The organism is Rhizobium sp. GN54, assembly GCF_021026345.1.
Classification (GTDB): Bacteria; Pseudomonadota; Alphaproteobacteria; order Rhizobiales; family Rhizobiaceae; genus Mycoplana.
The window spans coordinates 17596-41971 of the sequence record NZ_JAJNCZ010000014.1 but is presented as its reverse complement, the minus strand read 5'-3'; the positions used below and the strand labels follow the sequence as shown (position 1 = coordinate 41971).

The following is a 24376-nucleotide window of genomic DNA, read 5'->3' as shown; positions in this document are numbered from 1 at the left end:
CCAGATGCGAGCCCGTTGAGTGCGGGGCCGGATGGCTATTCTTCCAGACAGCGACCTTTGCGCCGTCAGAACCCGAAGGACTGCTGGGCCGGCGGCGGAGCGAAGGAGATACCTTCCAGGGCCAGCATCCGCACCTTGGACGTCGCGCCGCCGGGGGCTGAAAAGCCGCCCACCTTGCCACCGGCCGCCAGCACCCGGTGACAGGGGATGATCAGGGCGACCGGGTTCTTCGCCATGGCCTGGCCGACATCGCGCGCCGCCTCCGGGCCTGCGCCGAGTTCGCGGGCGAGCGCGCCATAGGTGGTGGTCCGCCCCCAGGGGACCTTGCGCGCGGCGGCGTAGACCGCCTTGAAGAAATCGTCCTGTCCGGAAAGGTCGAGGGGCACGGTGGAAAAGTCCGCCGGCTCGCCGGCAAAATAGCGTTTGACGGCCTGCACCGCTGCGGCCACGAACTGCGACGGCTCACCGGGCACAGCGCCGGCTGCGCGTCGCAACAGCAGGCGACGGGTGGTTTCGGCATCCTCGCCGGGAAGCTGGAAGCGCGTGACACCCGCAGCGTTCCAGGCGATCCCGCAGGGGCCGCCCGCGGTCTCGAAGATCAGATAGCTGGACGAACCTGCCATGGCGCAGCCTCCCGTTGCCATTCGGGCACCCTCAGAATCGGGTTTCCCGGAGCGAATTTCAACCCGTTTTCCGCCGGCCCTGCCGCAATTGCGGGGTTGCACCGATCGTGCGCAATCCGCATAAACCGCCGTCAGTGGAGAAACGGCGAGGACACGAGATGGAGCAATCGGAGATCACCATTGCCGGGGATACGCCCGGCGTCGAATGGCGGCTGCCCGTGCTGCGCTTTCGCGGCGATACGGAGACGGCACCCAGGGTCTACCTGCAGGCGGCGCTGCATGCGAACGAGTTGCCGGGCACAGCCGTGCTGCATTTCCTCTGCGACAGGTTGCGGAAGGCGGAGGCCGAGGGGGCGCTCGCCGGCGACGTGACGATCGTTCCGCAGGCCAATCCGATCGGCGCCGCGCAGGCCCATTTCGGCGAGATGCAGGGCCGCTTCGATCTCGCCTCGCGCACGAACTTCAACCGCGACTTTCCACTGGTCACGCTGGCAGAGCGGAACGATCTTCTGGCCGGTCTCGACCGGGAAACGGCCGTGAAGCGACTGAAGCGGACGCTGCTGCACATGGCGCTCGGCGCCGAACTGGTGCTGGACCTGCATTGCGACGACGAATCCGTCCAGTATGCCTATATCGACGAGGCATTCTGGCCGGAAGCTGCCGATCTCGCCGCCGCCCTGTCGATGCAGGCGGTGTTCCTCTCGGACGGCGAGAGCACCGCCTTCGAGGAGGCGGTCGGCCATGCCTTCAAGCGCCAGGACGGCGGCCAGCCCGCCAAGGTGCCGGGCAGGCTTGCCGTCACCGTCGAATTGCGCGGGCGGCGGGACGTCCATCCGGAGACAGCCAGGGCGGATGCGGACGGTCTGTTCCGCTTTCTGGCGGCCCGCGGCGTGGTTCGCGGTGCCGGGGCGCAGGTGCCGGAATTCACCGGCCCCGCGGTTCCGCTCGACAACATCGACATGGTGCGGGCGCTGGAGCCGGGGACGGTGCTGTTTCACAGGGATATCGGCGACATGGTGGAAGCCGGCGAATTGCTGGCGACGATCATCACCCGGCCGGGACTTGCCGACGGGACTTACCAGATACGCACCGAACGGGCCGGGCTGATTGCCACCCGCACCTCGGACCGGTTCGTCCGCCGCGGCGACGATCTGATGAAGATCGTCTGCGAGGACCGGATCCGGACCGACCGCGCGCCCGGCACGCTGGAGGATTGACCGGGTCCGGCATCCCGCCCCGCAGGGCGGGATGCCGCCCGCGCCGACGCAGGCGGCCGGTGCTCCCTCCAGCACAAGTAAAGCCTTGAATCTGCGTGCAATCCGTCCGAATACCCATACTCGTTCTGCGGGATATGCGCTAAGGTGAACGGAATTCCCGTTCAACGATCAAGGGGTGCTCGACGGAAGCGGCATGCTGCAGACCTTTTCCGACTACTGGCCACATGTGCTTGTCGTGCTTTCGATCGTGCTCGGCACGCCGGCTGCCATCCATGCCGCGATGACCAAGGAGGAGGTGCGGGCGGCGATCGGCTGGGTCGGCGTCATCCTGCTGTCGCCGGTCATCGGGGCGGTGCTCTACTACGTCTTCGGCATCAACCGCATCCGCCGCAAGACGCTGACGCTGCGGCGCGCCGGCACGATCGCCAGGAAGGGGCGGCACCATCCCGAGCATCACGACGTCTCCGACGAGTTCGTGCATAGCCGCTACGGCGGCGCGCTTTCGGCGATGAAGCACCTGGGCGACACCGTCTCGCGGTTCTCGATGACGTCCGGCAACACGATCGTGATGCTGGAAACCGGCGATGCCGCCTATGCCGCCATGCTGGAGGCAATCCACGGGGCCCGGCGCAGCATCCTGCTCGAAACTTACATCTTCGATCGCGACGGCATGGGGCTGCGCCTTGCGGAGGCGCTTTCGGCCGCGGTTGCGCGTGGCGTCGAGGTGCATGTGCTCATCGACGCGGTCGGGGCGCGCTATTCGACGCCGAGCATCATGCAGACGCTGCGCCAGGGCGGCGTTTCCGCGCGCGTCTTCAACGGCAACATCGTCATGGGCCTGCGACTGCCCTATGCCAACCTGCGCACGCACCGCAAGATCCTCGTGGTCGACGGCAGCATCGCCTTTACCGGCGGGATGAATATCCGCGCCGCCTTCACGAGCGAGTTTTCCGACGGGAACGTCGCGCGGGACACGCATTTCCGCGTGACGGGGCCGGTCGTCGGCGACCTCTTTCACGTCGCCTACGAGGACTGGCGCTTCTCGGGCGGGGGCGTGCTCGACGGGGAGGCCTGGCAACTGGAGGCGCCGGCTGCCGCACCGAACACGGCGCTCCTGGCACGTGCCGTCGCCTCGGGGCCGGACCGGAGCCTGGAGGCCAACCAGCGCATGCTGATGGGGGCGATCTCGATCGCCAAGAACCATATCCGCATCATGTCGCCCTATTTCCTGCCCGAGCGCGACCTGATCAGCGCGCTTGCGACCGCGGCGCGGCGCGGCGTGCATATCGACATCGTCGTGCCCGGCGCCAACAACCTCAAGCTCGTCGATCTAGCCATGACCGCGCAGTTCGACCAGTTGCTGAAGTCGGGCTGCCGGATCTGGCGGGCGGGCGGAACGTTCAACCACTCCAAACTCACGGTCGTCGACGGCGTCTGGTCCTATATCGGCTCGTCGAACCTCGACCCGCGGTCGCTGCGGCTGAACTTCGAGATCGACATCGAGGTGTTCGACACCTTTTTCGCCGCGCAGCTCGAGGAAAAGATCGGCCGCGCGCTGAAGACGGCAGAGCCGGTGGAACTGCAGGCGCTTCGGGCCCGCCCGTTCTCGCGCAGGTTGATCGAGCGGATCACCTGGCTCGGATCGCCCTATCTATAGAAGGGCCGGCGACGTTCGCGCAGCGGGCCTTGCGCGGGAGCGGATCTGAAAGACCGCGACGTGCTTTAGGACGAGACCGCCTTGGTCCTTGCCGGATCGTATTGGCGATAGGAACGCTCCCAGATCGCCTGCAGGTCGATATGCGCCTTGATCGGCAGGTGGTCGGAGGCCACGCGGGCAAGCGGGCTGTCGTGCACCTCGACCGCGGCGACGAGATCGTGGGGATGGCCGAGGACCCGGTCGAGCGCCAGCACGGGGAAGCGGGAAGGAAAGCTCGGCACGGCGCCGGCGACCGGATCGAACACGGGCGAGAGCGGCGAGAGCGAGGACTTGCGGCCGACCCGCCATTCGTTGAGGTCGCCGATCAGCACCGTCGGCATCTCCTCCTCCTGCGCCACCGAGGCCAGCACCGCCTTGGCCTGCAACTCCCGCGAGCGCTTGAGAAGGCCGAAATGGGCGGCGACGACGCGCAGCTTGCCGGTGGGAAACTCGAAATTGACGACGAGCGCGCCGCGCGGCTCGACGCCCGGCAGCTTCAGCTGGCGGACGTTCTGCACGGTGCCCTTGCGGATCATCAGCATGTTGCCGTGCCAGCCGTGGCTGCCGGACGACAGCGTCGCGATCGGCACCGGCACGAGACCGCAGTCGCGCTCCAGCGAGACGAGGTCGAGCAGGCCAGACCGGTCGCCGAAGCGCTTGTCGGCCTCCTGAATCGCGATCACGTCGGCATCGATCTCGGAAATGACTTCCGCCACGCGATCGGGGTCGAATTTGCGGTCGACGCCGACACACTTGTGGACATTGTAGGAGGCGATGACGGTATCGCCGCCGTCGCGGTTGGCAGAGAACGGCCGGTGCCCGCGCCGGTTGCGGATCGCCGTCAAGGCGGCGGCACTTACCTTCTCGTTCAGCTTTCTCAAAGACCCTTCCCTCGCACGGCTGTGCGCGCCGAATGTAAGCGACACGCTCCGGCCCTGCAACCGTTTCACGGAAGGGTTGGTTCCAATCCTGGAGTATCCGTGTTGGTCAAGCCATGGATGCTTCCCATTTTCTGCCATCCCTGAGGAGTGCGTTTGCGATGACGACAATCTTTCGCATGATGGCGGTGATGGCGACCTTGGGTGCTTTGCCCGCGGCTTTGAGCTGGCGGTATTTCGCCTTCAATTCCGGATTGAAGCGTATCGCGACAAGCGCCGGCATGTAGATCGCCTGTCGGGCATTGGCCCGGCCACCGCGGATGAAGGCGCGGCCGATCCCGTTCCCGGATTGTCGTGGATGGGTGCCAACCCGGCAAGCGAGCCGACCGAATGCGACGTTTCCGACCATGCCCGGGCCGACAGTCGGCACCAGGGCTCGAAATCGCCCACGAATTCCCCTAAACCAGCGTCGACAACGATCCAGGAGGAGGCCGCCATGTTCGACAAGCTCACCCGACAGCCCGACGATCCCTTGCTCGCCCTGATCGGCCTCTACCGTGCGGACGCGCGGACCGGCAAGGTCGACCTCGGCGTCGGCGTCTACCGCGACGAACAGGGCGCGACGCCGATCTTCCGGGCGGTGAAGGCGGCGGAGCGGCGGCTTCTGGAGAACCAGGCGACCAAGTCCTATGTCGGCCCCGAGGGCGACGCCGTCTTCGTCGAACGCCTGTGGGAACTGGCTGCCGGCACTGCCGGGCGGGAACGCCCGACCGCCGGCGTCCAGACGCCGGGCGGTTCCGGTGCCGTCAGGCTCGCCGCCGACCTGCTGGTCCACATGGGCGTCAAGCGGATCTGGCTCGGCGTTCCGACCTGGCCGAACCACCCTGCCATCTTCAAGGCGGCCGGGCTTGCAATCGCAACGCACCCCTACTTCGACGTCCCCTCGCAGGCGATCCTGTTCGAGCAGATGACGGACGCGCTCGCGGGCGCCGAAGCCGGCGATGCGGTGCTCCTTCATGCGAGCTGCCACAATCCGAGCGGCGGGGTCCTGTCCGCCGAGCAATGGGCGGCGATCTCGGCCCTGATTGCCGAGCGTGGCCTGATCCCGCTGGTCGACAGCGCCTATCAGGGGTTCGGCAAGGGGCTGGACGCGGATTCGGCGGGACTGCGAACGTTGCTCGCCGCCGTGCCGGAAGCGCTCGTTGCCGTTTCCTGCTCCAAGAATTTCGGGCTCTACCGCGAACGCACGGGCGCGGTCTATGCGGTGGCGTCCTCGGCGGATGCGGCGCAAACCGCCCGCACCAATTTCGCGAGCATCGCCCGCGCCAACTATTCGATGCCGCCGGACCACGGTGCGGCGATCGTCTCCGAGATCCTCGGCGACGAGGCGCTGAAGGCAGACTGGATGGCCGAACTGGAGACAATGCGCCGCCGGGTCGCCTCGATCCGCACGAAGCTGGCCGCCGGCCTGTCGCGCCGCTGGCAGGTGCTGACGGCGATGGCGGAACAGGAAGGCATGTTCTCGCTGCTGCCCTTCGAGGAGGCCGACGTGCTGCGGCTTCGCCACGACCACGGGATCTACATGCCCGGCTCGGCCCGCATCAACATCGCCGGGTTGAAAAGCGCCGAGGTCGATGACGTGGTCGAGAAGTTCCTGAGCCTCTGAGCAGCACCGACGCGCCGGCAGGCCGGTCGAGACCCGCAATCGAAAGGACAAACGTCATGGCTGTGACGATCTACGGCATCAAGAACTGCGACACGATGAAGAAGGCACGGACCTGGCTGGACGGCCGCAGCATCTCCTACCGTTTCCACGACTACAAGGCCGAGGGCATCGACAAGGGCTCGCTCGATCGCTGGATCGGTGCGCTCGGCTGGGAGACGGTGCTGAACCGCGCGGGCACCACGTTCCGCGCCCTGCCCGAGGCCGACAAGACCGGCCTCGACGCGGAGAAGGCCGCAGCCCTCATGCTCGCCCAGCCCTCGATGATCAAGCGACCGATCCTCGACATCGACGGACGACTGCTGGCCGGCTTCAAGCCGGATATCTACGAGGCCGCGTTCGCGGCATGAGGCAGCCGCGGCCCGGATCGCGGAACGCGGCGCTGCGGCCGGTAGCCGGGCACGATCAGGCCGGCGGCTCCGTCAGATGATGAAGAAGTCGTCGGCGGTGATCTTCAGTTCGTCGGCGACGATGGCGAAGAGCTTGCGCTGGCCCGCGGCGCTGCCGTTGCAGTCGTAGTAGAGGTTGCCGGTGTCCTTCTCGTAGATGATGCGATCGGACTTGTCCTTGGCGGTGCCGCTGTCGTTTGCCACGAACTGGGCGGCCGAGAGCGTGCCGGTGCCGGACAGCTTGGTGAAGATCGCGTTTTCCAGCATGATCGTATCGGCGGCGACGTTGAAGTCCTCGATCTCGTCGATATTGTTCCTGGCGCTGAGCCTGGTGTTGAAGACGAACGAGTCCCGGCCGGCGTCGCCCCGGAGCTGGTCGTTGCCGAGGCCACCCGCGATCGTGTCGTCGCCGCTGTCGCCGCGCAGCCAGTTGTCTCCCGCGTCACCGGTCAGCTTGTCAGCATAGCCCGTCCCGCGCACGCCCTCGATGCTTTTCAGCGTATCCGTCTTGCCGAAGCCGTCGATGGCGGTGCCGGCCTTGAGGTCGACGGTGACGCCCCTGGCACCGCCGCCGTTGCTCTGGTCGCGGTGATAGCTGACCGTATCGAAGCCGCCGCGGCCGTCGATCGCGTCGCGACCGCCGACCCCCTGAAAGTCCTCGTCCCTTGCCGAGCCTTTCAGGATGTCCCGGAACTGGGTGCCGCGGAAGGTCTCGAAATTCTGGAACGTCTCGTTGTTGCCGTAGGGGTCCCTCACCGTGCCGTCGGCCGCGTCGAGGACGACGCCGCCAAAAGCATTCGGATTGTGGCGGGCATCCTGGAAGCTGAGGTTGTCCCAGCCCTTGCCGCCGTCGTAGCTGTCCCGGCCCTCGCCGCCGATGACGAAATCGTCGCCGCCCTTGGCGTTGATCGTGTCATGGCCGCCGAAGCCCTCCAGATCGTCGTTGCCGGAAGATCCGTCGAGCGTGTCGCTGCGGTTCAGGATCCAGGCCTGCAGGTTCCAGGGGTCGAAGACGTCGGCCGCATTCTCCAGGGCCTCGAGCGAGAGGTTCAGGCCGGTGAGCTTGGCGACGGGGGTCACGCCGTCGGATTGCAGCAGTTCCAGCCGGCTGACCGTCCCGGCCGTCGCGGCACCATCCTTGTCGAAGGCGAAGCCGGAGCCGACGAGGCGAACTTTCAGGCCGTTGTCCAACTGAAGGCTGTAGACGGTCGAAGAGCGGCTGATGACCGAGGCTTCGGTGAAATCGACGAGGTCGCCGAACATCGGATTATAGTCGAAGCCCGCGATCGCGGGGCTGTAGCTCTGGGGATATTTGCTGCCGGGAAAATACACCGTATAGGTTGCCATCGGCCATCCTCCAACAATAAGGGAAACCTAATATACGGGTGCCGGCCGGTGCTGTCGATGAAGGCAGCCTACCTCTAACGGGCGAGGTTGGGGCCGATACGATGCCGTCCGCGCGGCCTGGCGAACGCCGCCCCTAACGTACGCTGCCCAGGTCCTCGATCGACCGCAAGACGGCGCCTGCGAGCCGCGTGGCGCTGCCGGCGGCGACCGCCATCTGCGGCAGGAGCATCCATTCCAGCGTCCAGGCGCTGCCGGAACGTTCCTGTTCATGCACCAGCGACTGATGCAGGCCGGCAAGGGCCGTGGCGTTGAAGCGGGCCAGCGTCACCAGCGCCTCGGCCGAAACGGGGTTGTGCTTGTGCGCCATGGCCGATGAGGCGCCGCCACCGGACAGGACGATCTCACTGCCATCCTGAGCCATCAGCGCGATGTCCTGCCCAAGCTTGCCGAGGCTGCCGGCGATCAGGGACAGGAGGGCGCCGAACGTGGCGATCCGGTCGCGCTGGCTGTGCCACTGCGGCACGTCGGCGAGGCCGAGCGCGTCGGCAAGCAGCGTGCGAAGCGCCGGCCCGCGGTCATCGAACTTGTCGAGCGTGCCGGCGGCACCGCCGAACTGGACCGGAAACCGCTGCTCGATCGCAAGGCCGAGCTCTTCGATATGGCGTTCGAGCGGCTGCTTCCAGGCGGCGATGCGATCGGCCACGGCAATCTCGATCGCCGCCTGCATGCGGGTGCGTCCCATCAGCACCCGGCCGCCGTGGCGGGCGTCGAGTTCGTTTAATTCATCGACGATGGCGCCGAGACGATGGCTGAGGATGACGGCGACGCGGGTCAGGCGCAGCATCAGGGCGCTGTCGATCACATCCTGGCTGGTGGCGCCGAAATGAACGTGGTCGGCCGCCTCGCCGCCGACGGCCTGGCGCAACTGGCGAACGAATTCCGGGACGACGACGCCGTCGCGGGCTGTGGCCTGGCGCAGGATCGCGACGTCCGGCGAAAACTGGTGGGCCGCTTCGGCGATCGCTTCGGCCGCCGACACCGGAATGATGCCTTCGGCGGCCTCGGCACGGGCCAGCGCAACCTCGAAGGCGAGCATGGCCTCGAGCTCGGCGGCTGCGGAAAAGAGTTCCGCCATCTCCTCGTCGCCCAGGAGACCGGACAGGTAGGGGTGGTCGAACGGAGATACGGTCATCGCTGTCACCCTGGCAAAGTCGTTTCAGCCGTCGGCATGCGTCCCCGCCAATCGGGGATGCTGACGACAAAGATGGCGCAAACCGGCGGCCGATCAAGGCCGGCCGCGCCGCAGCGGGTTCCGCGCCGTCAGGCTAGATGTCGAAGAACACCGTTTCGCTCTCGCCCTGAAGGTGGATGTCGAAGCGGTAACTGGAACCGTCGACGGCCGCGATCAGGGTCTGGACGCGCAGGCGATGCTCGATGCGCATCAGCACCGGATCCTCGGCATTGGCCGCCGCCTCGTCGCCGAAATACATGCGCGTATTGAGGCCGAGATTGATGCCGCGGGCGACGATCCAGAAATTGACGTGCGGCGCCATCATCCGGCCGTCCTTGAAGGGGACGCGGCCGGGCTTGATGGTCTCGAAACGGAACGCGCCGGTGGCGCCGTCGCAGGCGCAGCGGCCCCAGCCGGTGAAATTCGGATCGGCGGTGCCACGCAATTCGGACGGGCTGTTGTAGAGGCCCTCGGCATCGGCCTGCCAGATCTCGACCAGCGCGTCCTTCAGCGGCGTTCCCGTCCCGTCCAGCACACAGCCGGTGACGGTGATGCGCCGGCCGAGCGTCCGGTCGTTGACCATCGCCGCGCCGAGGTCACCCGGATAGACCCCGTCGATGCCGCTATGGTTCGGGGTCAGGCCGATATGGACATAGGGGCCCGCGGTCTGCGAAGGCGTTTCCTTCAGATAGCCGAGCGGCTGCGTCATCTCAGTTGCCCTCCAGCCGGTTCTCGAACAGCGTGGAACGGCGGCCGCGCAGCACGATGTCGAACCTGTAGGCGCGCGCATCCATCGGGATCGTATTGGCCCAGTCGAGCGGCGCGATCAGTTGCTCGACCGCGGCGTGATCGGGGATGGTCATCACGATCGGACATTTCCAGATCATCGGATCGCCTTCGAAATACATCTGCGTGATCAGCCGCTGGGCGAAGCCGTGGCCGAACACGGAGAAATGGATGTGGGCGGGGCGCCAGTCGTTGACGCCGTTCGGCCAGGGATAGGGGCCCGGCTTGATCGTGCGGAAGGCATAGGCGCCGTCGTCGTCGGTGATCGCGCGCCCGCAGCCGCCGAAATTGGGATCGAGCGCGGCCAGGTAGCTCTCCTTCCTGTGGCGATAGCGCCCGCCGGCATTGGCCTGCCAGAACTCGAGCAGCGCGCCCGGCACCGGCCGCCCCCGCTCGTCGAGGACGCGGCCATGGACGATGATGCGCTCGCCGATGGCGCTCTCGCCAGGCTTTGCGAAATTGTGGATCAGATCGTTGTCGAGTTCGCCGAGCAGGGAATGGCCGAAGACCGGGCCGGTGATTTCCGAAAGGGTCCCGTCGAGCGACAGCAGCGCCTTCTGCGGCGAGCGCAGCACGGAGGTCTTGTATCCCGGCGTCAATGCCGGCGGATGCCGGTTGCGGTCGCGCGGAAAAAAGGCGCCCGTCTCGGGCTTGCGGTTCGGAATGCCGGTCATCGCTTGCCCCCGGCCTGGCTTTCGGCCGCGCTCCCGGCGTCCATTTCCTGAAAGACCTGCTTGGCGATCCTGATCGCATGGTTGGCGGCCGGCACGCCGGCATAGATCGCCACATGCAGGAGCGCTTCGCAGACGTCCTCGCGCGTCGCGCCGGTGTTGGCCGTCGCCCGCACGTGCATGGCCACCTCGTCGTCCTGTCCGAGCGCCGCGAGCAGCGCGATCGTCACCATCGAGCGCTCGCGCAGCGTCCAGCCCGGGCGCGACCAGACCGTTCCCCAGGCGGCCTCCGTGATCAGGTCCTGGAACGGCCGGTCGAAGGCGGTGGCCGCGGCCTGCGCGCGATCGACGTGGGCCTCGCCCAGCACCTTGCGGCGGGTGGCCATGCCCTGGCGGTAGCGGTCCGAGCCGAACTGCGCGTCTGCCATGCCGTTACTCTCCGTTCGTCAGCGGTTCGATGAAGGCGCGCAGGATCGCCGCCAGCGCCTCGGGCTGCTCGACGCAGGGAATGTGCCCCGCGTCGGGGATGACTTCGTAGCGCGCGCCGGGGATGAGCTTTGCGGTCGCAAGCACCAGGTCGGGCGGCGTCGAGCCGTCCTGGTCGCCGACCACCAGCAGCGTCGGCACGGCAATCCGTTTCGCCGCGGCGGTGAAGTCTGCATCGCGGATCGCGGCACAGGTCGCGGCGTAGCCGACCGCCGGCTGGCGGACCAGCATGTTCCAATAGCCGTGATAGGCGGTGTTTTCCGGTCGGCGGAACGCCGGAGTGAACCAGCGCTCCATGACGGTGTCGGCGATGCTCTCGATGCCGTCACGCTCGACGGCGGCGATGCGGGCGTCCCATGCCTCGGCAGTTCCGATCCTGTGGGCGGTGTCGCACAGGACGAGCGCCCTCACCAGATCCGGCCGGGCGGCATAGAGGCCCTGCGCGATCAGGCCGCCGACGGAAAGACCGACGATGACGGCCTGCCTGACCGCATAGACTTCGAGCAGGCCGGCAAGATCGCTGACATGGTCGTCGATCGAATAGGGCGCCTGGCCGACATCGGAGAGGCCGTGGCCGCGCTTGTCGTAGAGGATCATCGGGAAATCGCCGGCAAGGCGGACGATGACGTCGCGCCAGATGCGGTAGTCCGTCCCGAGCGAATTGGCGAAGACCAGCACCGGCCGGCCTTCCGGACCGCCGATGACCTGGTGATGGAGCGTGATGTCGTTGACGCGCGCGAACTGCAAGGCTGTCTCCTCCCGACGTCGCAGAATGGTCTCTTGATATGGTTAGGTAAAATGATATTTCATGGCAACCTGATAACCATATGGTTATTCATGATCGAGGCGCGCCATGATCGACAATCGCATCAAGTTCCGCCATCTCCAGACCTTTGTCGAGGTGGCCCGCCAGAAGAGCGTGATGAAGGCCGCGGGCGTGCTCCATGTCAGCCAGCCCGCCGTCACCAAGACAATCCGCGAACTGGAGCAGGTGCTGGGCGTGGCCGTGTTCGAGCGCGACGGCCGCGGCATCAGGATCACGCGCCATGGCGACGTCTTCCTCCGCCACGCCGGCGCGGCGCTGACGGCGCTCCGGCAGGGCTTCGATTCGGTGTCGCAGGCGCTCCACGGCGATGCGCCGCCGATCCGCATCGGCGCGCTGCCGACCGTCTCCAGCCGGATCATGCCGCATGCGGTTTCCCTGTTCTTGGCCGAGGACACCGGCGTGCGCGTCAAGATCGTCACCGGCGAGAATGCGGTGCTTCTGGAACAGCTGCGCATCGGCGACCTGGACCTCGTGGTCGGGCGGCTGGCGGCGCCCGAGCGGATGACGGGGTTCTCCTTCGAGCACCTCTATTCGGAGCAGGTGGTCTTCTGCGTCCGCGCCGGCCACCCCCTATCCGCCCCCCGCCGATCCGTCTTCGCCGGCCTCGCCGGCTTTCCCGTGCTGATGCCGACGCAGGGTTCCGTCATCCGCCCCTTCGTCGATCGGCTCCTGATCGCAAACGGCGTCGCAAAATTGCCGAACCAGATCGAAACCGTCTCGGACGCGTTCGGGCGCGCCTTCGTCCGGTCGAGCGATGCGGTCTGGATCATCTCTTCGGGCGTGGTGGCGAACGACATCGAGAGCGGGCAACTGGCCGCGCTCGCCGTCGATACCAGCGAGACGAAGGGGCCGGTGGGGCTGACGATGCGCACCGATGCCGTGCCCTCGCTGCCGCAATCGATCCTGATGCAGACGATCCGCGAGGCGGCTTCGGCGGTGGGGCGGAAGGAGCCTGCCAACCGGACAAGCCTACGCGCGCGGCCGGCGCAGGCAGGCGGTCAGTCGCCCGAGTAGCGCTCCTCGCTCCAGGGATCACCGCGCATGTGGTAGCCGTTGCGCTCCCAGAAGCCGGCGCGGTCGGCGGTGAGGAACTCGATGCGGTTCACCCATTTGGCGCTCTTCCAGAAATAGAGATGCGGCACGACGACGCGAACGGGACCGCCATGTTCGGCCGTCAGCGGCTCGCCCTCCCAGTGGGTGGCAAGCAACGCCTCCTCGACGGCGAAATCGGCGAGCGGCAGGTTCGTGGTGTAGCCATCATAGCCCGACAGCATCACATGGGTGGCGGACGGCTTCGGCATGGTCAGGTCGAGCAGGTCGCGGGTGGCCACGCCCTGCCAGCGGTTGTCATAGCGCGACCAGGTGGTCACGCAATGGATGTCGGAAAGCCTGTCGGACTGCGGCAGCGCCTGGAAGGCGCGCCAATCGAGCGACACCGGCCTTTCCGTTTCGCCGACGATGTCGAGCCGCCAGCTTTCCGGCCGGACCACCGGCTGCTGGCCGAGATCGAGCACCGGCCAGTTCCTGACGAGATGCTGTCCCGGCGGCAAGCGATCGGGCAAGTGACCGGACTGGGGCCGCGCGATACGGCCGGTGAGAAACTTGCCCTGCTCGGCCCAGCCGCGCTTGGTCCGCGTCAGCTTGCTTTCGGGCGTCTCGTGGCCGTCGTCCATCGTCTCTCTCCTTGCCGCAACGCAGCAAGCACCGCCCTTTGACGACTGTCAAGAACGCGACTATTGCAACAGCGGGCGGAGTGCGACCTGGACCTCGCGCATGGCGGGCAGGAAGCGCGACGTCATTTCCTCGACCGGCACGACCACCGCCGGCACGCCGATATTGAGCGCCGCCACCACGCGACCACGGGCATCTTCCAGCGGCACGGCGATGGAGCGAAGGCCGATTTCGAGCTCCTGGTCGATGACGGCGAAGCCTTGCGCGCGAACGCGCGCCAGTTCCGCCATCAGTTCATCGGGATCGGTCCTGGTGTATTCGGTGTTCGCCTTGCGGTCGCTGGCCATGATCCGGCCCAGCGCTTCCGCCTCGGGCAGGCTCGCAAGCAGCACGCGCCCCATCGAGGCGCAATAGGCCGGGAGACGGGAGCCGGGGCCGAGGGTGATCGACATGACCCGCTTCTGTGCCGCGCGGGCGACATAGACGATATCGGTGCCGTCGAGGACGGAGACCGAGGCGCTTTGCCCCACCGCCTCCGAGAGCCGGTCGAGGTGGGGCTGGACCAGCCGCGGCAGGGGGGTCGCCGACAGATAGGCATGGCCGAGCCTGAGGATGCGCGGCGTCAGCTCGAAGAACTTGCCGTCGAAATGCGCGTAGCCGAGCTCGGAAAGCGTGAGGAGGCAGCGGCGCGCGGTCGCCCGGTCCAGGCCGGTCTGCCGGGCGACCTCGGATATCGTCAGGCGCGGTTGCGCCTCGCCGAATGCCTCGATGACCTTCAGTCCCTTGGCGAAACCGCCGACAAAGTCCGTTTCCCGCATATGGCCCTCTCCCGTCTGGCATCTTGTTTTGTGCGATAATTGAACAAAAGTCAAATAACGCACAAAATGATTGCCGGTCTTCTTGCCGGGTTCTACTTCTGGCGCACGGGAAGCGCCAAGGCAGGTCCGGGCGGCGCAGCAGGCGGGAGAACCAGATGGACAAGACAATCGCAAGCCTGACGGAAGCCGTGGCCGGGATCGGCGATGGCGCAACCGTGATGATCGGCGGCTTCGGCGGTTCCGGTGCGCCGATCGAGCTGATCCATGCGCTGATCGACAAGGGTCCGAAGGATCTCACGGTGATCAACAACAATGCCGGCAACGGCCGGATCGGCATCGCCGCGATGATCGACGCCGGCATGGTGAGGAAGATGATCTGCTCCTTCCCGCGCTCGTCCGACCCGCGCGCCTTTACGGACAGATACCTTGCCGGCGAGATCGAGCTGGAACTGGTGCCGCAGGGGACACTTGCCGAGCGCATCCGCGCCGGCGGGGCGGGCATTCCGGCCTTCTACACGCCGACGAGCTTCGGCACGGAGCTTGCGAAGGGAAAGCCGGTCGCCGAATTCGATGGCCGCAAATACGTACAGGAGCGCTGGCTGAAGGCCGATTTCGCCATCATCAAGGCTCATGTCGGGGACGTGCACGGCAACCTCACCTACAATATGGCCGCCCGCAACTTCAATCCGCTGATGGCCATGGCGGCGGCACGGACGATCGCGCAGGTCTCCCGGATCGTGCCCCTCGGCAGCATCGATCCCGAACACGTCGTCACTCCCGGCATCTTCGTCGACAGCATCGTCGAGGTGGCCAATCCGCAGCAGGAAGAAGACCTCATCCGGGCAGGAGTGGCCTACGCATGACCGTCGATACACGCGAAGACATCAAGCTTTCCAACGCCCAGATCGCCTGGCGTGCCGCCCAGGACATCGAGGACGGCGCCTATGTGAACCTCGGCATCGGCTTTCCCGAGATGGTGGCACGCTACCAGCCGTCCGGCCGGCAGGCGATCTTCCACACCGAGAACGGGATCCTCGACTTCGGCGAAGCGCCGCCGAAGGGCGAGGAGGACTGGGACCTGATCAATGCCGGCAAGAAGGCCGTGACGCTCAAGCCGGGGGCCGCTTTCTTCCACCACGCCGACAGCTTCGCGATGGTGCGCGGCGGGCATCTCGACGTCGCCATCCTCGGCGCCTACCAGGTTGCACAGAACGGCGACCTTGCCAACTGGCGCGTGGGCAGCAAGGGCGTTCCGGCCGTCGGCGGGGCGATGGATCTCGTCCACGGCGCCAGACAGGTCTTCGTCATCACCGAGCATGTGACCAGGGACGGCGTCCCGAAACTGGTCGAGAGGTGCACCTTCCCGCTGACCGGTGTCGGCTGCATCACCCGCATCTATACGAGCCATGCCGTCATCGACGTCGCAAACGGCCGATTCGTGCTGCGCGAGAAACTGCCGGGCATGTCCCTGGCCGAACTGCAGGCCATGACCGGCGCAACGCTGCATCTCGACGGCGCCGTGGCCGATCTGGCCGTACCGGAGCTTTGAGGAGACAGGCATGACCGAAGCCTTCATCTGCGACTACATCCGCACGCCGATCGGCCGTTTCGGCGGCGCCCTTTCATCGGTCCGCGCCGACGACCTCGGCGCGATCCCGCTCAGGGCGCTGATGGCACGCAACGGATCGGTCGACTGGGACGCCGTCGACGACGTCATCTTCGGCTGCGCCAACCAGGCGGGCGAGGACAACCGCAACGTCGCGCGCATGTCGTCGCTGCTTGCCGGCCTCCCCGTCGGCGTGCCCGGCACGACGATCAACCGGCTCTGCGGTTCGGGCATGGATGCGGTCATCACGGCTGCCCGCGCCATCCGGGCCGGCGAGGCGGATCTGATCATCGCCGGCGGCGTCGAAAGCATGAGCCGGGCGCCGTTCGTGATGCCCAAGGCGGAAACGGCCTTTTCCCGCAACACCGAGATCCATGACACGACGATCGGCTGGCGCTTCGTCAATCCGCTGATGAAGAAGCAGTACGGCGTCGATTCCATGCCCGAAACCGGCGAAAACGTCGCAGAGGAATTCCGGATTTCCCGTGAGGATCAGGACGCCTTCGCTGTCCGTTCGCAGGCCAAGGCGGCCGAAGCGCAGGCGAACGGACGTCTGGCAAGGGAGATCACGCCCGTCACCATCCCGCAACGGAAGGGCGAGCCGATCGTGGTCGATCGGGACGAGCATCCGCGCGCAACGACGATGGAGTCTCTCGCCAGGCTCGGCACCCCCTTCAGGGCCGAGGGCGGCACGGTCACGGCCGGCAACGCGTCCGGCGTCAACGACGGGGCCGCGGCGCTGGTGATCGCATCGGAGGCGGCGGCCCGCGACCACGGGCTGACGCCGACCGCCCGCATCCTTGGCGGCGCAAGCGCCGGCGTGCCGCCGCGCATCATGGGCATCGGCCCGGCACCGGCCTCGCAGAAGCTCATGGCCCGCCTCGACCTGACGCAGGAGCGGTTCGACGTGATCGAGCTCAACGAGGCCTTTGCCAGCCAGGGACTGGCGACGCTGCGGCAGTTGGGGATCGCCGACGACGACGCCCGCGTGAACCGCAATGGCGGGGCGATCGCGCTCGGCCATCCGCTCGGCATGTCGGGCGCGCGGATCGCCGGCACGGCCGCGCTGGAACTCAACGCGACCGGCGGCCGGCTGGCCCTTGCCACCATGTGCATCGGCGTCGGTCAGGGGATCGCGATCGCGCTGGAACGGGTCTGAGCAGGGTCGCCCGATCACGGAGCCGCCTGATTTCGCGGCTCCGCTCGCCCGGGGCAGAGACCTAGTTTGCGCCCAGGCGGGCGTCGACCTCGGTCGCATAGGGGATCGCCGGCTGGGCGCCGCGCCTGGTACAGGCCAGCGAGCCGGCAACGGCGGCACGGCGCAGGCATTCGGCGAAGGGAAGACCGGCGTCCAGCGCGGCGGCGAGATAGCCACTGAAGCTGTCGCCGGCGCCGACGGTGTCGATCGGCTCGATCTTCAGCCCGGGCGCGCGGAAGATGCTGCCCTTGCGGATGGCGATGACGCCGTCTGCGCCGAGCGTGACGATGATCGTCTGGCCCGTCCGCTCGTGGATGGCGCGCATCTCCGCCTCGCGCTGGGCGTCGGAGAAGCCGGACTTTCCGGCAAAGAGCTCGAATTCGCTCTCGTTGGTCACCACGATGTCCGCCTTGGCGCCGAGCCGCGCGCTATCGGCGGTGAAGGGCGCGAGGTTGATCACCGAGGTCACGCGCCGCGCCCGGGCCGAATCCAGCGCCGCCTCCACCGCTTCCGGCGGAATTTCCATCTGCAGCATGAGAACGTCGCCGGCGGACATCTGCGACACCGCCGCCCGCGCATCGGCCGCGGTCACGTCGCCATTGGCACCGGGCACCACGACGATGACGTTCTCGCCGTCGTCGTCGGCGACGATGATATGCGCCGTGCCGGTCGGCTCGTCGGCGACCTTGACGAAATCGAGGTTCACCGCCGCCTGGGTCAAGAGCACCAGCGATTCCGCGGCGAAGCTGTCGCCGCCGACCGCGCCCGCCATGCGCACCATCGCGCCGGCGCGCCTGGCCGCGAGCGCCTGGTTCGCGCCCTTGCCGCCGGCTGCGGTCGTGAAGCTGTGCCCGGCCACGGTCTCGCCGGGCCTCGGCAGGCGTGCGGTCGTGGCGATGAGATCCATGTTGATGGATCCGAAGACGGTAATCATGGGCCAGCTGTCCTCCGGTATTGCTGGAGACGACACTGCCCGAGGCTGTCAGTCCTCGTCAACAACTCTCAGCTTCAATTGGCCGGTGCGGCTTTCGACCGCACGTTCGGTCGCAGGCGGCGACGGCGCTGCTGCCTCTGCGGCCGCGCCCTGCGAGGCGAGGACCTCGAACTCCATCTCGCCGATACGGGTGCCGCGGCGGGCAAGCTTCTCCGTCGATGTCAGGATCTGGTCGACGTCCTTCTGCGCCGAGGTGAAATGGCCGTGCAACTTGCGGACGCGGTCGTCGAGCCGGCCAAGATCTTCCATCAGCCGCACCACCTCGCCCTGGATGACATGCGCCTGCTCGCGCATGCGCTGATCCTTCAGGAGCGCCTGCAGGACCTGGATCGACAGGAGAAGCAGCGAGGGCGAGACGATGACGATGCGGGCGCGGTGGGCGCGCTGGACGATCGCCTCGAAGCTCTCGTGGATGGCCGCGAAGATCGATTCGGACGGGACGAAGAGAAAGGCCGTGTCCTGCGTCTCGCCGGGCTGAAGATATTTTTCGGCGATGTCGCGGATATGCACCTCCATATCCCGGCGGAACTGCTGGGCGGCGGCCCTGGAGGCCTCGGGCGTACCGGCGGCGCCCATGGCGTTCCAGGCCTCCAGCGGAAACTTCGCGTCGATCACCAGCGGCGGCTGCCCGTTCGGCATGCGGATCACGCAATCGGGACGCACGCCGTTTGCCAGTTGCGCCTGGAACTCGTAAGCGCCGATCGGCAGCCCGTCGGCGACGATCGCCTCCATCCGCGCCTGGCCGAAGGCGCCGCGGGTCTGCTTGTTGGCAAGGATCGCCTGCAGGCCGACGACGTCCTTGGCCAGCGACTGGATATTGGCCTGGGCGGTATCGATCACGGCCAGCCGCTCCTGCAGGCGGCGCAGGTTCTCATGGGTCGTGCGCGTCTGCTCGCTGATCGACTGGCCGAGGCGCTGGGTCAGGCCGTCCAGGCGCTGGTTGATCGACTGGTTCGTTTCCGCCTGCCGCGCGCCGAAGACCTCGGCCATGGCCGCGACGCGGCCCTGCATCTCGTTCTGCGCGCGCAAGAGCTCGGCCAGTCGCATTTCCGCGGCAGCGGCGGCTTCGCGCTGGCGTCCGGCGGCGCGCCGCGCGGCGACCGTCCAGCCGAGGATGACGAGGGCCGCGAGGATGCAGGCGAGTTGCAGCGACGGTTCGCGCAAGAGCGCATCCACCAGCCGAATCAGGGTGTTTTGGAGCGATGGTTCCGCATTCATGCGGCAAACATAGCAGCAAATGCCGGAGAAGCCAGATCATAACGTGAACAAACCGATTGCCGCGGACCGTCCGTCCCCTTATCGAGCAAGACAATTGAAAGGAGCCCGACAAACGGCTAATTGAGGCGGATGACGATCAAACCGCTGATTATCCTCCCCGATCCCATCCTGCGAGAGGTCTCCTCGCCGCTGGAAGCCATCAACGACGAGACGCGCCGGCTGGCCGACGACATGCTGGAGACGATGTACGACGCGCCCGGAATCGGGCTGGCGGCGATCCAGATCGGCGTGCCGCGCCGGATGCTGGTGCTCGATGTCTCCAAGGACGGCGACGAGAAGACCCCGCTGGTCTTCATCAATCCCGAGATCGTGGCCTCCTCCGACGCCCGCTCCGTCTACGAGGAGGGCTGCCTTTCGATCCCCGACTACTATGCCGAGGTGGAGCGCCCGGCCACAATCTCCGTGCGTTATCTCGACCGCGACGGCAAGGAGCAGACGATCGACGCCGATGGCCTGCTCGCGACCTGCCTGCAGCACGAAATCGACCACCTCGACGGCGTGCTCTTCATCGACCACATCTCCAAGCTGAAGCGCGACATGGTGATCCGCAAGTTCACCAAGGCCGCCAAGACCCGCGGTGCCAAGGCGATCTGAACGCGGATCATTGAAGGTTCGGCATGGGCGCACTATGATATCAGCGATATCAGAGTGGAGGGTTGGCCATGGGCGACCTGCTTTTGCGGAATATTCCGGATGCGATGAAGCGCGAACTGTCGGACGCAGCGGCACGCGCCGGCGTGAGCATGTCCGACAAGGCGAAGGATCTGCTGCGGCGCGGTCTCCAGGCGGAAGAGGCTCTCTCGAAGGATCAACCCAGGTCGGCCTGGCAAAGCCTTCGTGACATTCTGGCCGCGGGCGATCCGGACGAGGAATTCGCCGAAATCATGCGCGAGATCGAAGCAGACCGGAAGAAGGATTTCGGCCGGCCGATCGAGACACCGGAATGATCGTTGTCGATACGAATGTGATTTCGGAAGTCGCTCGGCCACGCCCCGATCCTGGCCTTACCCGCTGGATGCAGCAGGCGAAGGAGAACGAACTCTTCCTCTGCGACATTGTCGTGATGGAACTCTCCTATGGTGCCGAGCGATTTGCCCAGCGAACCGCCTCCGATCGGTATCGGCGAAGGCTCATGGACCTGCTCGTCGTGTTTCGCGATCGAACCCTCGGCCTCAGCACCGATGCGGCCGTTCTGACGGGAAAGCTTCGCGCGTTGCGGGAGGGCGCGGGCCGCCCCATCTCCATTTCTGACGCCATGATCGCCGCCATCTGCCTTCATCACGGCGCGACGCTGGCGACGCGCAACGTAAAAGACTTCGAGGGGCTTGATCTGAAGCTCGTAAACCCGTTTGAAGGGGCAAGCTAACAGTTGATCCGCGCATGCCCGTCGGCGGGCCGGCCCGACATCGGGTTCATGTGCCGGACGGGAGTCTCAGCGCATGGCGCTTCGCATCGTCTTCATGGGTACGCCGGAATTCTCCGTTCCGACGCTGAACGCGCTCTCGCAGGCCGGACACACCATTGTCGCCGCCTACTCGCAGCCGCCGCGGCCGGGCGGACGGCGCGGGCTGGAACTGCAGAAATCGCCGGTGCACCAGGCGGCCGAAAACCTTGGCATCCCCGTCTTCACCCCGCTGAACTTCAAGGCGGAGGCGGATCGCGCGGCCTTCCGGGCGCATGAGGCCGACGTCGCGGTCGTGGTGGCCTACGGGCTGCTCTTGCCCGAGGCGATCCTGACCGGCACCCGGCTCGGCTGCTACAACGGCCACGCCTCGCTGCTGCCGCGCTGGCGGGGTGCGGCGCCGATCCAGCGCGCGATCATGGCGGGCGACCGCGAGACCGGCATGATGGTGATGAAGATGGACAAGGGGCTGGACACCGGCCCGGTGGCGCTGACCCGGCGGGTGGCGATCGGGCAGGACATGACCGGCGGGGAGTTGCACGACGCGCTGATGCAGGCGGGTGGACCGCTGATGGCGGAAGCCATGGCGCGCCTCGAGGTCGACAATCTGCCCCTGACCCCGCAGGAAGAGGCCGGCGTCGTCTATGCGGCCAAGATCGACAAGGGCGAGACGCGCATCGATTTCAGCCGGCCCGCGGCGGAGGTGCACAACCATATCCGCGCGCTCGCGCCCTTTCCCGGGGCCTGGTTCGAATTGCCCGTCGCAGGCAGGCCGGAGCGCGTCAAGGTGCTCGGATCGAAGCTCGGCGATGCCGCCGGCGTCCCGGGAACGGTGCTCGGCGGCGAAGGGCTGGCCATTGCCTGCAAAGACGGATCGGTATCGCTGACACGGCTGCAGAAGGCCGGCGGCAAGCCCATGGATGTTTCCGACTTCCTCCGCGGCACGCCCGTTGCAGCTGGCACGGTGATCGCCTGATGCCGCGCTATCGCCTCGTCATCGAATATGACGGCACGCCCTATGTCGGCTGGCAGCGGCAGGAGAACGGGCCCTCCGTGCAGGGCGCGGTCGAAAAGGCGATCCTGTCGCTCACCGGCGAGACGGTGTCGATCCGTGGCGCCGGGCGGACCGATTCCGGCGTCCACGCCATGGGCCAGGTGGCCCATGCCGACCTGTCGCGGGACTGGCAGGAGCATACGCTCCGCAACGCGCTCAACGCCCACCTGGCGCAGGCCGGCGAGCGGATCGCGATCCTGGATGCCGCGCAGGTCGACGAAGGCTTCGACGCCCGGTTCTCGGCGCTGCGCCGCCACTATCTCTACCGCATCATTTCGCGCCGGGCACCGCTGGCACTGGAGGCAAGGCGGGCCTGGTTCGTGGCGAAGCCGCTGGATCACCAGGCGATGCATGCCGCCGCCCAGGTGCTGGTCGGCAAGCACGACTTCACCACCTTCCGCTCGGTTCACTGCCAGGCCAACAGCCCGGTGCGCACGATCGACCGGCTGGACGTGACGCGGACGGGCGAACTGATCGAGATCCGCGCCACGGCGCAGAGCTTCCTGCACAACCAGATCCGCTCCTTCGCGGGAACGCTGAAGCTCGCGGGCGAGGGAAAATGGAGCGTCGACGACGTGCGGACGGCGCTGGAAGCGCGCAACCGCAAGGCCTGCGGCCCGGTGGCGCCGCCGGACGGGCTCTATTTCATGCAGGTCGACTACTGACGTCCGGCCATTGCCGGATTCAGGACGGAAGGGTGCCGAACAGCACCTGCAGGCCCTGCCCGGCGAGCAGCGGCGGCAGCACGAACAGCGCCGTCAGCGTGGCCGCCAGCAGCGACTGCTTGCCGACGCACATCCACAGGAGCCTGTACTGCAAGGCGATGCTGGCGCCGAAGACGGCATAGAGCAGCAGCCCCGAGAAGGCGGACAGCGAGGGTATCACCAGCGAGATCGCAAAGGGGATCGCGGTGGCATAGGCGAAGGGCACGCCGATCCAGTTGCTGGCGATGATCATCGTCGCCACGTGCTGCGCGTAGCCGAGCGGACGGGCCAGAACGGCCACGAGCGCCAGTGGCAGCATCCAGCCGACGGCGTCGATCACGAACATCTTGAGGACGAAATCGATCCCCGCGCCGGTTCCCTCCGGCATGCGCGCCAGAAAATAGAGTCGCCACGACGCCCAGATCACCGCCAGCGCCGGCAGGCTCCAGACAAAGGCCCAGAAAGAGCGCACAAGGCCGCGCCAGCTGAGGTCGAGCCAGCCGAACCCCTCCTGCCGCTTCCGGACGAGATGCCAGATGCCGGTCAGGTAGTAGAGGACCTCGTCAAGTCCCGGCATTGGCAAACCAGCGCGCGAGGAAGGTCTCGTAGATGAGCGTGAGCGTTTCCAGGTCGGCGACGGCGACGCGCTCGTCGACCATGTGCATGGTCTGGCCGACGAGGCCAAACTCGACGACGGGGCAATAGTCCTTGATGAAGCGCGCATCCGACGTGCCGCCGGTGGTGGACAGCTTCGGCACCCGGCCGATCGCCGCCTCGATCGCCGAGGACAGCGAGGCGATCAGGCGGTCGTCACGGGTGAGGAAGACATGGCTCGGACGCTCGGCCCAGCGGAGCTCGTAGCGGATCGGCGCTCGGCCGGGCCGGAGGCGCTGGTCGGCGGCGGCGGCATCGAGGCGGCGGACGATCTCGGCCTTGACCGTATCCGCCGTCCAGCTGTCGTTGAAACGGATGTTGAAGCTCGCCTGCGCCCTGGCGGGAACCACGTTGACGGCCGGATTGCCGACGTCGATCGTGGTGACCTCCAGATTGGAGGGCTGGAAATCCTCGGTGCCGGCATCGAAGGGCGGATCCATAAGGGCATCGGCGAGCGCGATGACGGCGCGAACGGCATTGTCGGCGAGGTGCGGATAGGCGGCGTGCCCCTGGACGCCGAAGACGGTGAGGGCACCCGATACCGAGCCGCGCCGGCCGATCTTGATCATGTCGCCGAGCGTGTCGGGATTGGTCGGCTCTCCCACGAGGCAGGCATCCCAGCGCTCGCCGCGGGCGGCGGCCCATTCGAGCAGCTTGATCGTGCCGTTGACCGCAGGACCCTCCTCGTCGCCGGTGATGAGGAAGGAGACGGACCCCTGCGGCGGGCCGTGCTTTTCGATGTGGCGCGCCACGGCGGCGACGAAGCAGGCGATACCGCCCTTCATGTCGACGGCGCCACGGCCGTACATCTGCCCGTCCGCGATCTCGGCTGCGAAGGGATCATGCGTCCAGGCCGCGGCATCGCCGACGGGGACGACATCGGTATGGCCGGCGAACATCAGGTGCGGTCCCCCGGTGCCGATGCGGGCATAGAGGTTCTCGATGTCCGGCGTGCCCGGTGCGGACATCACCACCCGCTGCACGGCAAAGCCGAGCGGGGCGAGCATGGCCTCGAGCGCCGCCAGCGCGCCGCCTTCGGCGGGCGTCACGGACGGGCAGCGAATGAGGGTAGCAAGATTTTCGACGGGATTTGACGTGGTCATGATCTGGACTGCCTGCCGGCG

Annotated in this window: 27 protein-coding genes and 1 pseudogene; 13 read left to right on the top strand and 15 right to left on the bottom strand. The window is 67.0% G+C overall.

Annotation, left to right across the window (positions count from 1 at the left end; translation table 11 throughout):
* Nucleotides 1-65: 65 nt before the first annotated feature.
* The gene (locus LQK81_RS24160; protein WP_230808972.1) at nucleotides 66-623 is read right to left on the bottom strand and encodes a methylated-DNA--[protein]-cysteine S-methyltransferase; all 558 of its coding nucleotides are present in this window, start codon (nucleotides 621-623) and stop codon (nucleotides 66-68) included.
* Nucleotides 624-781: 158 nt separating this feature from the next.
* On the opposite strand from LQK81_RS24160, the gene LQK81_RS24155 reads away from it, so the two are divergent.
* Together LQK81_RS24155 and LQK81_RS24150 are read left to right on the top strand one after the other, a co-directional pair.
* Nucleotides 782-1840, top strand: coding sequence for a succinylglutamate desuccinylase/aspartoacylase domain-containing protein (locus LQK81_RS24155; protein ID WP_230808971.1), 1059 nt, complete (start codon nucleotides 782-784; stop codon nucleotides 1838-1840).
* A gap of 193 nt (nucleotides 1841-2033) precedes the next feature.
* Nucleotides 2034-3497 (top strand): phospholipase D-like domain-containing protein, encoded by a 1464-nt coding sequence (locus tag LQK81_RS24150; RefSeq protein WP_230808970.1) that lies wholly within the window; start codon nucleotides 2034-2036, stop codon nucleotides 3495-3497.
* A 65-nt stretch (nucleotides 3498-3562) separates the two neighbouring features.
* Here LQK81_RS24150 and LQK81_RS24145 read toward each other — a convergent pair whose 3' ends face one another.
* Nucleotides 3563-4417 carry an endonuclease/exonuclease/phosphatase family protein gene (locus tag LQK81_RS24145; RefSeq protein ID WP_230808969.1) on the bottom strand — a complete coding sequence of 285 codons (855 nt, stop codon included), beginning with the start codon at nucleotides 4415-4417 and terminating at the stop codon, nucleotides 3563-3565.
* A 106-nt stretch (nucleotides 4418-4523) separates the two neighbouring features.
* Nucleotides 4524-4801: pseudogene (locus LQK81_RS24140) on the bottom strand (transposase); the annotation flags it as partial.
* Between the two features lie 109 nt (nucleotides 4802-4910).
* Between LQK81_RS24140 and LQK81_RS24135 the strand changes: the two are divergent.
* Both LQK81_RS24135 and LQK81_RS24130 read left to right on the top strand, forming a co-directional pair.
* The gene (locus tag LQK81_RS24135; RefSeq protein ID WP_230808967.1) at nucleotides 4911-6080 is read left to right on the top strand and encodes an amino acid aminotransferase; all 1170 of its coding nucleotides are present in this window, start codon (nucleotides 4911-4913) and stop codon (nucleotides 6078-6080) included.
* A 56-nt stretch (nucleotides 6081-6136) separates the two neighbouring features.
* A complete protein-coding gene (locus tag LQK81_RS24130; protein WP_230808966.1) occupies nucleotides 6137-6487 on the top strand; it encodes an ArsC family reductase in 351 nt (116 codons plus the stop codon).
* A gap of 72 nt (nucleotides 6488-6559) precedes the next feature.
* Here LQK81_RS24130 and LQK81_RS24125 read toward each other — a convergent pair whose 3' ends face one another.
* From LQK81_RS24125 to pcaD, 6 genes are all read right to left on the bottom strand, one after another.
* Nucleotides 6560-7873 carry a calcium-binding protein gene (locus tag LQK81_RS24125; protein ID WP_230808965.1) on the bottom strand — a complete coding sequence of 438 codons (1314 nt, stop codon included), beginning with the start codon at nucleotides 7871-7873 and terminating at the stop codon, nucleotides 6560-6562.
* Between the two features lie 133 nt (nucleotides 7874-8006).
* On the bottom strand, nucleotides 8007-9065 hold the full coding sequence (locus tag LQK81_RS24120; protein WP_230808964.1) for a 3-carboxy-cis,cis-muconate cycloisomerase: 1059 nt from the start codon (nucleotides 9063-9065) through the stop codon (nucleotides 8007-8009).
* Between the two features lie 133 nt (nucleotides 9066-9198).
* Entirely contained in the window at nucleotides 9199-9813 is a 615-nt protein-coding gene (gene pcaG / locus LQK81_RS24115) for a protocatechuate 3,4-dioxygenase subunit alpha (protein WP_230808963.1), read from the bottom strand.
* 1 nt (nucleotide 9814) lies between these two features.
* On the bottom strand, nucleotides 9815-10564 hold the full coding sequence (pcaH, locus tag LQK81_RS24110) for a protocatechuate 3,4-dioxygenase subunit beta (RefSeq protein ID WP_230808962.1): 750 nt from the start codon (nucleotides 10562-10564) through the stop codon (nucleotides 9815-9817).
* Nucleotides 10561-10989 (bottom strand): 4-carboxymuconolactone decarboxylase, encoded by a 429-nt coding sequence (pcaC, locus tag LQK81_RS24105; protein ID WP_230808961.1) that lies wholly within the window; start codon nucleotides 10987-10989, stop codon nucleotides 10561-10563. Before pcaC ends, pcaH begins: the two co-directional genes overlap by 4 nt.
* A gap of 4 nt (nucleotides 10990-10993) precedes the next feature.
* Entirely contained in the window at nucleotides 10994-11794 is an 801-nt protein-coding gene (gene pcaD, locus LQK81_RS24100) for a 3-oxoadipate enol-lactonase (protein WP_230808960.1), read from the bottom strand.
* Nucleotides 11795-11900: 106 nt separating this feature from the next.
* Between pcaD and pcaQ the strand changes: the two genes are divergently transcribed.
* Nucleotides 11901-12887 carry a pca operon transcription factor PcaQ gene (gene pcaQ / locus LQK81_RS24095; protein WP_230808959.1) on the top strand — a complete coding sequence of 329 codons (987 nt, stop codon included), beginning with the start codon at nucleotides 11901-11903 and terminating at the stop codon, nucleotides 12885-12887.
* On the opposite strand, the gene LQK81_RS24090 is transcribed toward pcaQ, so the two are convergent.
* Both LQK81_RS24090 and LQK81_RS24085 read right to left on the bottom strand, forming a co-directional pair.
* Complete coding sequence (locus LQK81_RS24090) at nucleotides 12872-13546, bottom strand: sulfite oxidase-like oxidoreductase (RefSeq protein ID WP_230808958.1); 675 nt, start codon at nucleotides 13544-13546, stop codon at nucleotides 12872-12874. The genes pcaQ and LQK81_RS24090 overlap by 16 nt on opposite strands.
* 60 nt (nucleotides 13547-13606) lie before the next feature.
* Nucleotides 13607-14362: an IclR family transcriptional regulator gene (locus LQK81_RS24085; RefSeq protein ID WP_230808957.1), complete on the bottom strand. Its 756-nt coding sequence runs from the start codon at nucleotides 14360-14362 to the stop codon at nucleotides 13607-13609.
* A 155-nt stretch (nucleotides 14363-14517) separates the two neighbouring features.
* On the opposite strand from LQK81_RS24085, the gene LQK81_RS24080 reads away from it, so the two are divergent.
* Genes LQK81_RS24080 through pcaF form a run of 3 tightly spaced genes read left to right on the top strand, consistent with a single transcriptional unit; the run spans nucleotide 14518 to nucleotide 17127 of the window.
* Nucleotides 14518-15225: a 3-oxoacid CoA-transferase subunit A gene (locus LQK81_RS24080; protein ID WP_230808956.1), complete on the top strand. Its 708-nt coding sequence runs from the start codon at nucleotides 14518-14520 to the stop codon at nucleotides 15223-15225.
* Nucleotides 15222-15911: a CoA transferase subunit B gene (locus LQK81_RS24075; RefSeq protein WP_230808955.1), complete on the top strand. Its 690-nt coding sequence runs from the start codon at nucleotides 15222-15224 to the stop codon at nucleotides 15909-15911. Before LQK81_RS24080 ends, LQK81_RS24075 begins: the two co-directional genes overlap by 4 nt.
* Before the next feature lie 10 nt (nucleotides 15912-15921).
* Nucleotides 15922-17127, top strand: a complete 1206-nt coding sequence (pcaF, locus tag LQK81_RS24070; RefSeq protein WP_230808954.1) for a 3-oxoadipyl-CoA thiolase — start codon at nucleotides 15922-15924, stop codon at nucleotides 17125-17127.
* A 61-nt stretch (nucleotides 17128-17188) separates the two neighbouring features.
* Here pcaF and LQK81_RS24065 read toward each other — a convergent pair whose 3' ends face one another.
* Nucleotides 17189-18100, bottom strand: a complete 912-nt coding sequence (locus LQK81_RS24065; protein WP_230808953.1) for a ribokinase — start codon at nucleotides 18098-18100, stop codon at nucleotides 17189-17191.
* A 48-nt stretch (nucleotides 18101-18148) separates the two neighbouring features.
* Nucleotides 18149-19348 (bottom strand): DNA recombination protein RmuC, encoded by a 1200-nt coding sequence (locus tag LQK81_RS24060; protein WP_330166577.1) that lies wholly within the window; start codon nucleotides 19346-19348, stop codon nucleotides 18149-18151.
* A gap of 159 nt (nucleotides 19349-19507) precedes the next feature.
* Here LQK81_RS24060 and def point away from each other — a divergent pair, with 159 nt between their 5' ends.
* The 5 genes from def (at nucleotide 19508) to truA (ending at nucleotide 22559) form a co-directional block, all read left to right on the top strand.
* Nucleotides 19508-20032: a peptide deformylase gene (def, locus tag LQK81_RS24055; RefSeq protein ID WP_230808951.1), complete on the top strand. Its 525-nt coding sequence runs from the start codon at nucleotides 19508-19510 to the stop codon at nucleotides 20030-20032.
* A 68-nt stretch (nucleotides 20033-20100) separates the two neighbouring features.
* On the top strand, nucleotides 20101-20385 hold the full coding sequence (locus tag LQK81_RS24050) for a FitA-like ribbon-helix-helix domain-containing protein (protein WP_230808950.1): 285 nt from the start codon (nucleotides 20101-20103) through the stop codon (nucleotides 20383-20385).
* Nucleotides 20382-20804 carry a type II toxin-antitoxin system VapC family toxin gene (locus tag LQK81_RS24045; RefSeq protein ID WP_230808949.1) on the top strand — a complete coding sequence of 141 codons (423 nt, stop codon included), beginning with the start codon at nucleotides 20382-20384 and terminating at the stop codon, nucleotides 20802-20804. The genes LQK81_RS24050 and LQK81_RS24045 overlap by 4 nt, the downstream gene beginning before the upstream one ends.
* Nucleotides 20805-20877: 73 nt before the next feature.
* Nucleotides 20878-21816 (top strand): methionyl-tRNA formyltransferase, encoded by a 939-nt coding sequence (gene fmt, locus LQK81_RS24040; RefSeq protein ID WP_230808948.1) that lies wholly within the window; start codon nucleotides 20878-20880, stop codon nucleotides 21814-21816.
* Nucleotides 21816-22559, top strand: coding sequence for a tRNA pseudouridine(38-40) synthase TruA (truA, locus tag LQK81_RS24035; protein WP_230808947.1), 744 nt, complete (start codon nucleotides 21816-21818; stop codon nucleotides 22557-22559). The genes fmt and truA overlap by 1 nt, the downstream gene beginning before the upstream one ends.
* A 19-nt stretch (nucleotides 22560-22578) precedes the next feature.
* On the opposite strand, the gene LQK81_RS24030 is transcribed toward truA, so the two are convergent.
* A complete protein-coding gene (locus tag LQK81_RS24030) occupies nucleotides 22579-23175 on the bottom strand; it encodes a hypothetical protein (protein ID WP_230808946.1) in 597 nt (198 codons plus the stop codon).
* Nucleotides 23162-24355: a succinyl-diaminopimelate desuccinylase gene (gene dapE, locus LQK81_RS24025; RefSeq protein ID WP_230808945.1), complete on the bottom strand. Its 1194-nt coding sequence runs from the start codon at nucleotides 24353-24355 to the stop codon at nucleotides 23162-23164. The genes LQK81_RS24030 and dapE overlap by 14 nt, the downstream gene beginning before the upstream one ends.
* Between the last annotated feature and the right edge of the window lie 21 nt (nucleotides 24356-24376).